Annotated in this window: 11 protein-coding genes and 1 pseudogene; 4 read left to right on the top strand and 8 right to left on the bottom strand. The window is 57.8% G+C overall.

The window, feature by feature from the left end; all coding sequences use genetic code 11:
• The 6 genes and pseudogenes from tssJ to AFK65_RS08815 form a co-directional block, all read right to left on the bottom strand.
• Positions 1–522, bottom strand: coding sequence for a type VI secretion system lipoprotein TssJ (gene tssJ / locus AFK65_RS08840; RefSeq protein WP_007697068.1), 522 nt, complete (start codon positions 520–522; stop codon positions 1–3).
• A 250-nt stretch (positions 523–772) separates the two neighbouring features.
• Positions 773–2032, bottom strand: a pseudogene (gene tssC, locus AFK65_RS08835) (type VI secretion system contractile sheath large subunit); the annotation flags it as partial.
• A 34-nt stretch (positions 2033–2066) separates the two neighbouring features.
• Positions 2067–2564, bottom strand: coding sequence for a type VI secretion system contractile sheath small subunit (tssB, locus tag AFK65_RS08830; protein ID WP_007697060.1), 498 nt, complete (start codon positions 2562–2564; stop codon positions 2067–2069).
• Between the two features lie 554 nt (positions 2565–3118).
• Positions 3119–3412: a hypothetical protein gene (locus tag AFK65_RS08825; protein ID WP_007697057.1), complete on the bottom strand. Its 294-nt coding sequence runs from the start codon at positions 3410–3412 to the stop codon at positions 3119–3121.
• A gap of 109 nt (positions 3413–3521) precedes the next feature.
• Entirely contained in the window at positions 3522–4196 is a 675-nt protein-coding gene (locus AFK65_RS08820; RefSeq protein WP_038857307.1) for a hypothetical protein, read from the bottom strand.
• 251 nt (positions 4197–4447) lie between these two features.
• Complete coding sequence (locus AFK65_RS08815) at positions 4448–4912, bottom strand: nuclear transport factor 2 family protein (RefSeq protein ID WP_007697051.1); 465 nt, start codon at positions 4910–4912, stop codon at positions 4448–4450.
• A 193-nt stretch (positions 4913–5105) separates the two neighbouring features.
• Between AFK65_RS08815 and AFK65_RS08810 the strand changes: the two genes are divergently transcribed.
• Positions 5106–5486: a winged helix-turn-helix transcriptional regulator gene (locus tag AFK65_RS08810; protein WP_007697048.1), complete on the top strand. Its 381-nt coding sequence runs from the start codon at positions 5106–5108 to the stop codon at positions 5484–5486.
• A gap of 140 nt (positions 5487–5626) precedes the next feature.
• Here the strand turns inward: AFK65_RS08810 and AFK65_RS08805 are convergent, their stop codons facing one another.
• Positions 5627–7657, bottom strand: a complete 2031-nt coding sequence (locus AFK65_RS08805) for a choline transporter (protein WP_007697045.1) — start codon at positions 7655–7657, stop codon at positions 5627–5629.
• Between the two features lie 252 nt (positions 7658–7909).
• Between AFK65_RS08805 and betI the strand changes: the two genes are divergently transcribed.
• The 3 genes from betI to betA are packed head-to-tail and all read left to right on the top strand — an operon-like array spanning position 7910 to position 11697.
• Complete coding sequence (gene betI / locus AFK65_RS08800; protein WP_038857309.1) at positions 7910–8518, top strand: transcriptional regulator BetI; 609 nt, start codon at positions 7910–7912, stop codon at positions 8516–8518.
• Positions 8518–9990: a betaine-aldehyde dehydrogenase gene (gene betB / locus AFK65_RS08795; RefSeq protein ID WP_007697042.1), complete on the top strand. Its 1473-nt coding sequence runs from the start codon at positions 8518–8520 to the stop codon at positions 9988–9990. The genes betI and betB overlap by 1 nt, the downstream gene beginning before the upstream one ends.
• 27 nt (positions 9991–10017) lie before the next feature.
• Positions 10018–11697 carry a choline dehydrogenase gene (gene betA / locus AFK65_RS08790; RefSeq protein WP_038857310.1) on the top strand — a complete coding sequence of 560 codons (1680 nt, stop codon included), beginning with the start codon at positions 10018–10020 and terminating at the stop codon, positions 11695–11697.
• Between the two features lie 65 nt (positions 11698–11762).
• Here betA and AFK65_RS08785 read toward each other — a convergent pair whose 3' ends face one another.
• Entirely contained in the window at positions 11763–12647 is an 885-nt protein-coding gene (locus AFK65_RS08785) for a LysR substrate-binding domain-containing protein (protein WP_038857312.1), read from the bottom strand.
• Positions 12648–12703: the final 56 nt, after the last annotated feature.

Below are 12703 nucleotides of genomic sequence, written 5' to 3'. Positions count from 1 at the left end.
TCACTCCCTGGTCTCCACCAGATTCAGCCAGCCGTCGCCCAGTTCCACCAATCTCGGCTTGTCGGGATCAAGATCGTCGCGAGTCAGCACCAGCCGCCAGCGCTTATCTTTGACATCCGGGTGGTTGAACAGCCCCACCACCGCCACAAATTGCGCGTTCTCCTCCATCGGCATATCGAGCGTGACGTTGCCCTTCGGCATGATTAATATCTCGCGGGAAGTCAGCAGATCGTCTTTCAGTACCGTGTCGGCGTTTTGCAATAACGAGCCGTAATCGGCCGCATCGAGAGTTTTACGATCCTTAAGCTGGTAGACCCTGACCATGGTCGCAAGCGGCGTCTGGTCGCCATCGACGTTTAGCGCCGCGCGCGGAGAAAAATCGAGATGTAGCGTTTTGATCTTTTTGTAGAAGACCGATTTCGCCATATTGACCGTACCGTCTTTCACCGCCTGGGTAAGACCACAGCCTGTTATAACGCAGCACAACGCGAAGGTGAGCGCATGCCATCCTTTGTTTGGCATAGAAATATTCCTTTCAGAAAAGTGACTAGTCGAAGCGATAACCGCCGTCCCAGGCTGGAGGCGTTACCGCGCAGGTCAGACTTTCGAAGCATCCCAGACTGACCGTGATGTACTGGCGGTTGTCGCTGAGTTGGCCCTCTTTCAGCCCCAGAAGACCCGTGCGGCCAAGCTGGATGCGGTTATGTTTCGCAAGTTTTGGTTCCGGCAGCAAATGCACCGGCACCGTCAGGCGCAGCCGCGCGTCGCTGCGATAGTGCGCGATGCGCGACAGCAGGAAGATGTAAGGCAGGCGCGCGTTGATGCGGCTGTTGGCGGTGGCGTCCGGGGTGTCGTACAGCGCCGGTTTCTGCGCGGAGTTCGCCGAGAAGAAGCAGGCGTAGTCGCGGTTTTTGTAGTAAGAGAGCGGGATAAAACCGAGGTTCGCGAACTCGAATTCGCGCGTCTCCGGGATCATCACTTCCGACGGGATTTTCACCTGATTGCCGGTGCCGAGATCGTAGAGATGGATCGGCAGATCCTGCACCGCGCCGCCCGCCTGCGGGCCGCGGATCTGCACGCACCAGCCGTTTTTAATGAAGCTGCGTACCATATTGGCGGCAAACGCGAACGAGGCGTTGGTCCACAGGTATTTCTCGTGATCCGGGCCTTTCACCTCTTCCACATAGTTAAAGCTGCGCACCGGCACAGTGTCTGGGCCATACGGCAGGCGACCCAGCACGCGCGGCATGGTGAGACCGATATAGCGGGCGTCGTCGGTGTCGCGGAAGGATTTCCACTTGATGTATTCGGCGCGATCAAAGTAGTTGCCGATATCCTTAATCGCCGCCACCTCTTCCATCGTGTCTTTGAGGAAGAATTTCGGGCCGACCGAGCCGATAAACGGCATGTGCGCCGCGGCGGAGACTTTAGAGATATTGCGCAGCAGCGCCATATCCTGCGCGCTGGCGTCAAACTCATACGAGGAGATCACCGCGCCTACCGGCTCGCCGCCGGGCGTGTCATATTCCGCCGTGTAGGTGTGCCAGTAGAGGCCGCTCTGGATGATTTCCGGCGCATCCTCGAAGTCCTGGCGCAGATCCTCTTTGGAGATATCAAGGATTTCGGTGCGCACGTTCTGGCGGTAATCGGTGCGATCCACCAGATGCCTGAGCCCGCGCCACAGAGATTCCACTTTCTGGAATTCGCGGTGATGCATCACCGCGTCCAGCTGGCGGCTGATTTGCCAGTCCAGCCCGGCGATGTGGTGATCGAGCAGCGTTTTGTCGAGCTTTTCGACCTTCTGGCCAGACTGTTTCAGGCGCTCCAGAAGGACCTGAACCGCGGCGGTCACGCGCTCATCGGCGGAGGCGTCCGCCAGACGCTGGCTGTCCTGCCAGGTATCGATATCGCCAAGCGCGGCGACCGGGTGGAGATTGATTTTTTCAAACAGCGAGGCGTAGACGCCGCCGGCGGTTTCCAGCACCTGCGTTTCGCCGACAGAAGAAGGGGTGTTCTGAACAGACATCAGCATTTCTCTCAGTAATCCGTAATAAACCCGGTTCGCCTCAGGCGTTTTTCGGGGCCAGCGAAGCCAGTTCCACGCGCAAGCCATCGCTCAGCGCCGGATCTTTTAAGATGGTTTCCAGTTCTTTTCGGAAGGTGGCGTTATCCAGGAGATTGGATTTCAGATCGCGCAGTAAATTACGCATCGCGAGCATGGCTTTCAGCTGGGGAATTTGCCGCGCCACCTGCTCCGGCTCGAAATCTTTCATCTGGCGGAACGTCAGGCGCACATTTTCTTCGCTGCCGTTGCCTGCAAGGGTATTTTCCACCGCGAGATTCACGGCCGGTGATAATTCGGAAAGTACGCTGTCGAAATTATTCTTATTGACGTCGATTTTTTTACGTTCAGAAAGCGGCCTGTGCTCCTGACCATTGCTGAAATCGCCGGTCACCAGTAATTTAAGCGGCAGCTCAACTTTTTTCTGAGCGCCGCCGGTATGCAGATTTAATTTGAGATTAATACGGGCTTTAGGAATTTCTTCCTGAAATGAACCAGACATGACATGTTCCTTCATAAAAGCTATTAGGCGTTGACGGAAAGAACAGGGAACGTCAGCGACAATCCCTGCCGCATTCTCTGCCGCATTCTTTACGGCAGGTGAAATTAATCACTTTAAATATGTTACGCGCGGAGAAAAGTTTAACAAGAGGCTCAATACTTATAGATGTTACACCGCATTTCAAAAACGAATAAAAGTCACAAACGCTATCCAATAAACTTCAGGATTAAAGAAACCATGTATATTTAAAGACAAAAATAGCGGCAGGCATTGATAAAATAATATCCACGCCCGGACAACAAAAAACCAAATAAAAAGGGGGGAAATTAAAAATCGTCCGCCACCAGAGCAGGGTAACGCTGAGAAATAAAATCCACCGTAATAATGGATTCTCCAGTTTAACTATGCCACGCTTATAATTCGCCAAACAAATATATTTCGACAAACAGATAACAGCAGAACCTTAATTAAACCCAGCCCGGTTTATAAAACGGGGCCTGCGGCGGAGGCGCGCAATGTTACAGAAGGAATTTAGCGCAGCGAATTCGTGCCCATCACCACGTATATTCGCTGACAAACGCTTTCTTTTTGGCTTTATCGTAGAGGCATATCAGGCTAATTTTTTGTTTCATCTTCGGCATGGTGCTTTTCATCAGTAACCCTGCCATACCTGTTTCATCCGGGAAGAGAATGGGTTTCGAGGTTTGCACATCCTTTCCCCCTGCCGCGCTTACACACGCCTTATTCATCTCCGAAAACAGCGCCTGCCAGCTTTCCTCGCCTGAGGCCAGTGCCGGAACGCTGAGCATTACCCCTCCGGATAACACCATCGTCAGAATCAGTTTCATCGCGTGGCTCCTGAAAACAGCATTAGCGTGGTATCGCGCCGGAGAACATTCGCCCCCGGCGAAGAAAGATGTCGTTTTATATTTTCATCACACGCGATCGCGCAGCCCGTTACAACCCGCTCAGGCGATCTTCATCCGATTTGGTGAGCGGCCGCCAGGTGCGGTTTCTGATGGAGGCGATCGCATAGGCGGCGCGCGCCGTTCTGCCGTTACCGTCGGGGAACGGATGCCAGCCGGTGATCCAGGCGAAAAGGCATTGCGGATAATGCGGCGAACCGGCAGACACCGTACTCATGCCAAGCTGCTGGCTGAAGAGTTCCCGCCCTGCAAACGAAGACGGCACCGGCGTGTCATTAGGCACAATACCGCGGGGGGTTGAAACCGCCGACGGCGCGACCCGGCGGTGCAGCTCTTCGACATCGGCAAGCGATGAGATTGAAAACCCAAAGTTCAGGTAGTGGGAGAGATAGCTTTTAATCAACGGCGCGGTGACTGCCGACGAGGTCGAGGCGCCGGCAATCCACTGCGCGGCCTCTTCGATCGCCTCTTCTTCCGTTATCTGCATGGGCGTTCCGGGGTGCGCCGGGGTAAGCCTTGCAAAGTGGCCGGCCAGCCGGGCCAGCTTCTTGCATTCAAGCGTCAGTAATCCGCCCAGCATCTCTTTGTCCTGTACATCCAGCGCGCGGACCGTGTGCGCGATGAGATGGCTGGCGGGCGTGGTGCCAATGGCATGAACCAGTTCGTTGTAACCGTCTGCTTTGGCGTAGTCGCTGGGTTTCAGCATCAGATGTCCCTCATCTGTTTTATTTATCAGCGGTTCATCCCGCTGATAAACCGGCTAAAAAGACTTTCAGTATTGCCTGTATCGCTTTTTTCTGCCCGGACGAGCGCCGCAAAATGTTTTAACGATGCGGCTTGATGGCGATTTCGGAAAATCCTCAGACAAGCAAAACGTCAGGCCAGGGGACGGATAACGATATCTTCAGTAAGCAGATATCAGGCATTAAAAACCACGCAGGACGCAACGCCTCATCATCAGAACATCGTATTCTGATTCGCCGCTTTTTCTGGCACATCCTGAATAATGTCCCAGTGCTCGACGATTTTGCCGTTACTGACGCGGAAAATATCCAGCACGGCCTGCCCGCGATCTTTGCTCCCGTTAGTGGAATGCACCTGTAGCCACACCAGGTCGCCGTCGGTAGCACTACGGATAACCCTGGCGCCTGACTGCGGGTTATCACGGAAGAAGCCGGTAAAGTAGTTCACGAAAGGCGCTTTACCATCCGGCACTTCCGGGTTGTGCTGGCGATAGTTATCCGCCACAACCTCTGCTGCTGCGAGGTCGTGACGGTTAAAGAAGCGGTCGTAGAAGGTCAGTACCAGCTGGCGGTTCGCCTCTTCCACCCCAGACTGATTCGCGGCGGGCGATGGAGCCGCCACGGCCACCCCCGAAAACAGACACGCCGCCGCCAGAACCCCCTGAATGACTTTTTTCATCGTTATCTCCTGTTGTTATTCACTGAAGCAATGGCGCGGGATCGCGCCATAAAGTCGCCTGTTCATACCTGGTCACATAAATAGACCGTGAGGCGAACGGATGGTACATTGCGCAAGCTACCTCAACAAGAGGTCATCTTTTTCATACTCAGTCACACGAGACTGACTGGTAACCGGGAACTGGCGCAGAAAAATGACGAAAGAAGAACGTGACGACATCACGCAGTTCGGGCAGCCCTGCCCGATTCGCGATGTACTTAACCAGATAGGGGATCAATGGAGCCTGCTTATTCTTGAGGCGCTCGCCGGGCGTACGGTACGGTTTAACGAGCTTAACCGCGAAATTGGCGATATCTCGCGCCAGATGCTCTCCCGTACGCTTAAGCGGCTGGAGACGGATGGCTATATCAGCCGGACGGTTTACCCGGAAGTCCCGCCCCGCGTGGAATACCGGCTGACCGCGCTGGGAGAGTCATTTCTTGAGCCAATGCAGAAACTCGTCCAGTGGGCGGATGAAAATCACGCGCGCATCTGTCGCGCGCGCAGGCGACAACACGAGCAGAAACCGCGCTGATCTGTCGCCAGTGTCTGTTTTAACCATGCGGTTGCGATAATCGCCGGTATCGTCCTGCGCCTCCCGTCCCGGCCTGTCATAGCGGTCTCTTTATTCAGAACCGGGATTAAAGAAGGCCACTCGCGTGGCCTTGTTCATTTTTACACTTCCGGGAAGACCAGGTTATTCCCCGGCGCTTCGCGATGAAGATGAATAAAGTTCAGGTGACGCTCGTACTGGTCGAGAATATCGATAATCACCTGCTCCTTGTTGTAATCCATCAGGTCATTGCCCTGGCTGCCCTCCAGCAGGAAGGTTTCCAGACGGAAATAGTGCGATTTCCCGCGGCGGGCGCGGTAGGTAAAGCCCGGCACCGAATATTGCTGCGGCCAGACCTGGTAGATGAAGTCCTGCTCCTCGCCGAGGTGCACGCGCAGATCCAGATACCCCAGCGGCGTCTCGTCGTCCGGTGCCACTTTTCTCAGCGTCACGCGACCGCCGCGCAGCTCCAGCTCTTTCGCCACATCTTCCATCGCCGGGTAAATCACGGTTTCCATCATCTGCTGGGTATAGCGCGTCCCCGGATAGTTCATCAGGCGTGACAGGCGTTTTTTCCAGCTCAGGCGGTCATTGCCCGATGGAATATAGGGCGCCGTATCGCGGCTGGCGCTGGCGCGGCGGTGATCTTCGACCTTCAGCGATTTATAGAGCCCGGCCATGATGAAGAAAATGACGAAGCTGAACGGCAGCCCCATGATAACCGTCGTGTTCTGCAGCGCTGAGATGCCGTTGGTCATCAGCATCCCCATCGTCAGCACGCCGATGGCGACCGACCAGAAAATACGCAGCCAGTTTGAGGCGTCGCTGTTAATGTCTTTCAGCTTCGACGTGAAGTTCGCGAGCACCAGCGAGCCGGAATCGGCGGACGTCACATAAAACAGCATGCCGGTGATGGTCGCAACCGACGCGCTCAGTTTAAACGCCGGATACTCCGCCAGCAGGCTGTAGAAGCCGCGTTCGGCATGGGCGATAACTTCCTGCGCAAAGCCTGCGTCGCCGTGAATGATCTCATACAGCGCCGCATTGCCGAACACCGAAAGCCACAGCAGCGTAAAGGTAAACGGAATAATCAGCGTGCCGAGCACGAACTGGCGAATGGTGCGCCCGCGCGAAATGCGCGCCAGGAACAGCCCGACAAACGGCGACCACGCCACCCACCAGGCCCAGAAGAAGAGCGTCCAGCTGTTCATCCACTGGCGCGGCATATCAAAGGCGAAGGTATTGAGCGTCATCCCCATAAAACGGTTGATGTAATCGCCAATATTGAGCACCAGCGCGTTCAGCAGGAAATCCGTTTTGCCCATGAAGAGCACAAACAGGATAAGCCCCAGCGCCAGAATAACGTTCAGCTCCGAGAGAAAACGAATACCTTTATCGACGCCCGACGTCACCGAAATGGTGGCGATAATCACCGACAGCACAATCAGCGCCATCTGCGCCGTCAGCCCTTCCGGGATATCGAACAGCACTTTCAGGCCATAGTTAAGCTGCACCACCCCGATGCCAAGCGTCGTCGCGATGCCGAAAATGGTGCCGATCACCGCCGCGATATCAACGGTGTGGCCGATTGGTCCGTTAATGCGTTTGCCGAAAATCGGGTACAGCGCGGAGCGAATGGTCAGCGGCAGGTTATAGCGATAACTAAAGTAGCCGAGCGCAATCCCCATCAGCGCGTACATCGACCAGCCCGTCAGGCCATAGTGAAACAGCGTCCAGACCATCGCCTGGCGCGCGGCCTCGATAGTCTGCCCTGCCCCCGTCGGCGGCTGCATGTACTGCGTGACTGGCTCGGCCACGGAGAAAAACATCAGGTCGATGCCGATGCCTGCGGCAAACAGCATCGCCGACCAGCTCAGCAGGCTGAATTCGGGTTTTGACTGCTCTGGCCCGAGTTTGATATCGCCGTAACGCGAGCAGGCCATGTAAATGACGAAAACGATATAGAGCGTGGCGGCCAGCATGTAATACCAGCCAAACGTCGCCGAGACCCAGTTGACCGCCGTCTGGATCCAGGCCGCAGACAGCTCACTGAAGAAGATGGTGACCAGTGAAAAAGTCAGAATCAGCGCGGCTGAGGTGTAAAACACCACGGGGTTAATTCTGTTTTTTTCACTGGCAGGTGGATTAGTCATCGGTTACCTCTGGTTAATGTCCTGTCAAAAATGAAAGCGTTCGCGTGTTTCTTGTTATCCGCCCCGCAAGGCGCGTCTCTTCTCCCTTCCAATAGTTCACGACGGTGATTAATCGCCTTTTAGCGTAGCGTACCGTTTCGCTTTTGCGACAAATCAATCACAGTATCTTAACAATTTCTTTTTTTATATTGAACGTCCAATCAAAAAAAGTTCTAATAGATATTAACAACGTGGTGAAGCGGAGTCCGGGTCATGCCCAAAGTAGGAATGCAGCCGATACGGCGCAGGCAGTTAATTGATGCAACGTTAAGCACCATTAATGATGTTGGGATCAACGACGCCACCATCGCGCAGATCGCGCGGCGGGCGGGCGTCTCGGCGGGCATTATCAGCCACTACTTCAAGGACAAAAACGGCCTGCTCGAAGCGACCATGCGCGATATCACCCGCCAGCTTCGCGACGCCGTCGCCGCCCGTCTCAGACCGCTGGCCCAGGCCAGCACCGAGGCGCGCCTGCTGGCGATTGTTGAAGGCAACTTCGATGACACCCAGGTGCACAGCGCGGCGATGAAAGCCTGGCTCGATTTCTGGGCCAGCAGCATGCATCAGCCGCAGCTCGGTCGTCTGGAGCGCGTCAGCAGCAGCCGCCTGTTTTCGACGCTCGCCGCCGAGTTTCGCCGCGAGCTGCCGCGCGAACAGGCGCGGCTGGCGGCGCATGGGCTGGCGTCGCTTATCGACGGCCTGTGGCTGCGCGCGGCGCTCAGCGGCCAGCCGTTCAATCTGGAGACCGCCCGCACACTCACCACCCAATTCATCCGCCAGCAACTGGCTGGCGCAGCACCCCATGAGAAGGAGGAATGATGTCCCGATTCGCAGAACAGCCGCTTTATATTGACGGCAAATATGTACCCTCCGCCGCGGGTAACACCTTCCAGACCATCAACCCGGCGAACGGCGACGTGCTCGCCGAGGTGCATGAAGCAGGCAAGGCCGATGTCGACAGCGCCGTCGAAGCGGCCCGCAAAGGCCAGAAAGTCTGGGCGGCCATGACCGCGATGGAGCGCTCGCGCATCCTGCGCCGCGCGGTTGATATCCTGCGCGAGCGCAATGACGAACTGGCCGCGCTGGAAACGCTCGACACCGGTAAACCGCTGAGCGAAACCCAGGCGGTCGATATCGTCACCGGCGCCGACGTGCTGGAGTACTACGCCGGGCTTATCCCCTCGCTCGAAGGGCAGCAGATCCCGCTGCGCGAAAGCTCTTTCGTCTATACCCGCCGCGAGCCGCTCGGCGTGGTGGCGGGCATCGGCGCGTGGAACTACCCGATCCAGATTGCACTATGGAAATCCGCCCCGGCGCTCGCCGCCGGCAACGCCATGATTTTCAAGCCGAGCGAAGTGACGCCGCTCACCGCGCTTAAGCTTGCGGAAATCTACACCGAAGCGGGCGTGCCGGACGGCGTCTTTAACGTGCTAAACGGCAGCGGCGCGGTCACCGGGCAACTGCTGACCGAACATCCGGGCATCGATAAAGTGTCATTTACCGGCGGCGTCGCCAGCGGCAAAAAAGTGATGGCGAACGCGGCGGGCTCGACGCTGAAAGACGTGACGATGGAGCTGGGCGGTAAATCGCCGCTCATCATTTTTGACGATGCGGATCTCGATCTCGCCGCCGACATCGCCATGATGGCTAACTTCTACAGCTCAGGCCAGGTCTGCACCAACGGCACGCGCGTGTTTATCCCGGCGAAATGGCAGGCGGCCTTTGAAGAGAAAATCGCCGCGCGCGTGGCGCGTATCAAAGCGGGCGACGTAAACGATCCCGCCACCAACTTCGGCCCGCTGGTGAGCTTCGCGCACCGCGATAACGTCATGCGCTACATCGACACCGGGATTCGTGAAGGCGCGCGCGTGCTGTGCGGCGGTAAACGTATGACCGGCGCCGGGTTCGATAACGGCGCCTGGGTTGAGCCCACCGTCTTTACCGATTGTCGCGATGACATGACCATCGTGCGCGAAGAGATCTTCGGACCGGTGATGTCGATTCTGACTTACGAGCGCGAAGACGAAGTAATTCGCCGCGCCAACGCCACCGACTACGGCCTCGCCGCAGGCGTCGTCACGCAGGATCTCAACCGCGCGCACCGCGTGATTCACCAGATTGAAGCCGGTATTTGCTGGATCAACACCTGGGGCGAATCCGCGGCCGAGATGCCGGTCGGCGGCTACAAACACTCCGGCGTTGGCCGTGAGAACGGGCTGATGACCCTGCAAAACTACACGCAGGTGAAATCCGTGCAGGTCGAGATGACCCGCTTTCAGTCCGTATTTTGATCCACCTTTTAACCTGAGGAACGACTAATGGAATTTGATTACATCATTATCGGAGCCGGATCCGCAGGGAATGTTTTGGCAACAAGACTGACCGAAGACAGCGATGTCACTGTATTACTGCTGGAGGCGGGCGGTCCTGACTATCGTTTTGATTTCCGCACCCAGATGCCGGCGGCGCTGGCGTACCCGTTACAGGGCAAACGCTATAACTGGGCCTATGAAACCGAGCCTGAGCCGTATATGAACAACCGCCGCATGGAGTGCGGGCGCGGCAAGGGACTCGGCGGCTCGTCGCTGATTAACGGTATGTGTTATATCCGCGGCAACGCGATGGATCTCGACAACTGGGCGCAGCAGCCTGGTCTTGAGCGCTGGACCTATCTCGACTGCCTGCCCTACTACCGTAAATCGGAGACGCGCGATATCGGCGCGAACGACTACCACGGCGGCGACGGCCCGGTCAGCATCACCACCTGCAAGCCGGGCAACAACCCGCTGTTCGCAGCGATGATTGAGGCAGGCGTGCAGGCGGGCTATCCGCGCACCGACGATCTGAACGGCTATCAGCAGGAAGGCTTTGGCCCGATGGATCGCTTCGTCACGCCGAAGGGCCGCCGCTCCAGCACCGCGCGCGGCTATCTCGATACCGCGAAGCAGCGCCCGAACCTGAAAATCATCACCCATGCTACAACCGACCGCATTCTTTTTGAGAACAAACGCGCGGTGGGCGTGGCGTATCTTCACGGCGCGAGCAACACGCCGCAGGAAGTGCATGCGCGCCGCGAAGTGCTGCTTTGCGCGGGCGCCATCGCCTCGCCGCAGATCCTCCAGCGCTCCGGCGTCGGTAATGCGGAACTGCTGAAACAATGTGATATTCCGGTGGTGCATGATCTGCCGGGCGTCGGCGAAAATCTGCAGGATCACCTGGAGATGTATCTGCAGTACGAATGTAAAGAGCCGGTCTCGCTCTACCCGGCGCTGAAATGGTGGAACCAGCCGAAAATCGGCGCGGAGTGGCTGTTTAACGGCACCGGTATCGGCGCCAGCAACCACTTTGAAGGCGGCGGGTTTATCCGCAGCCGCGAAGAGTTCGCCTGGCCGAACATTCAGTACCACTTCCTGCCGGTGGCGATTAACTACAACGGCTCGAACGCCGTCGAAGCGCACGGTTTCCAGTGCCACGTCGGCTCCATGCGCTCGCCGAGCCGCGGCCACGTGCGCATTAAATCGCGCGATCCGCGCCAGCATCCGGCGATCCTGTTTAACTACATGTCGCACGAGCAGGACTGGCAGGAGTTCCGCGACGCCATTCGCATCACGCGCCAGATAATCAACCAGCCCGCGCTGGATAAATTCCGCGGCCGGGAAATCAGTCCGGGCATCGACTGCCAGACCGATGAACAGCTCGACGAATTTGTCCGCAACCATGCCGAGACCGCCTATCACCCGTGCGGCACCTGCAAAATGGGCAGCGATGAGATGGCCGTTGTGGATGGCGAAGGCCGCGTGCACGGGCTGGAAGGCCTGCGCGTGGTGGATGCGTCCATCATGCCGCTGATTATCACCGGCAACCTGAACGCGACCACCATCATGATCGGCGAAAAAATCGCGGATAACATCCGTGGCCGCACGCCGCTGCCGCGCAGCACCGCCCGCTATTTTGTGGCGGGCGACCGTCCGGTGCGCGGCGAGCCGCTGCGTTCGTAACCTTATCGCCGGTGGGCATCACGCTTACCGGCGCTTTCCCGACCGCCCCTGTTATTGCCCGTCAGTTACACGAGTCCTTCTGCCGCCATCTCGTCCCGCAACCACTGTTCGAACGCCGCCAGCGCCGGATCGTTCATACCCGATTCCGCCGGTTTTATCAGACAAAACGTTTTGCTGAGGCTGACCGCTTCCGGCCAGGGCGCCGCCAGCGCGCCGCGCGCCAGTTCATCTTCCACATACCTGCGCGGCACCAGCGCCACGCCCTGTCCTGCCAGCGCGGCGGCGATCGCCATCTCATGTAAGTCGTAACGCACGCCCTGCGCCGGGTTTTCCAGCGCGGTACCGGTTTCATTCGCCCACTCCTGCCACGCCTGCGGGTTCTGCCGCCGGTGGATGCGCGGCAGCGTATTGAGGTTCCCGGTGGTCAGCAGCGCCGGGTGACACACCGGCAGCAGCCGTTCTTCAAACAGCCGCGTGACGCGCATTCCGGCCCAGGCCGGATGGTCAAAATGCAGCGCGGCGTCAAAGCCGCTGCCGCTCAGAATAAACGGATCAGTCCGGGCGGCGATGTTAAGCGTGATGTCCGGGTGACGCTCACGGAACCCGCCGAGGCGCGGGATCAGCCAGCGGCTGGAGAAGGTCGGCAGCGCCGCCAGCTCCAGGTGCTGGCCGCCCTCAGGGATGCCGCGGATGTACTGCGCGTCCATATCGAGCCGCGCCAGGGTTTGCCGCACGCGCACGGCATAGCGCGCGCCCGTCGGGTTAAGCCTGACGCGGCTGCCGGTGCGGTCAAACAGCTTGCAGTCGAGCAGCGCTTCCAGCCGCGCAATCTGGCGGCTGATGGCGCTTTCGGTGAGCGCGAGTTCTTCGGCGGCTCTCGCGAAATTACCGTGACGGGCGGCCGCCTCGAACGCCTGCAGCGATGCGCTGCCGGGGATTTTTCTGCGCATGAATACGCGCTCCTTATGCGCCAGTCCGTGACGAAAAGTCATCAAAGCGTGACATA

Origin of the sequence: Cronobacter universalis NCTC 9529, from assembly GCF_001277175.1 — a bacterium.
Taxonomy (GTDB): domain Bacteria; phylum Pseudomonadota; class Gammaproteobacteria; order Enterobacterales; family Enterobacteriaceae; genus Cronobacter; species Cronobacter universalis.
Note: the sequence above shows the minus strand (reverse complement) of the source record. Positions and strands in the feature narration are given on the sequence as shown.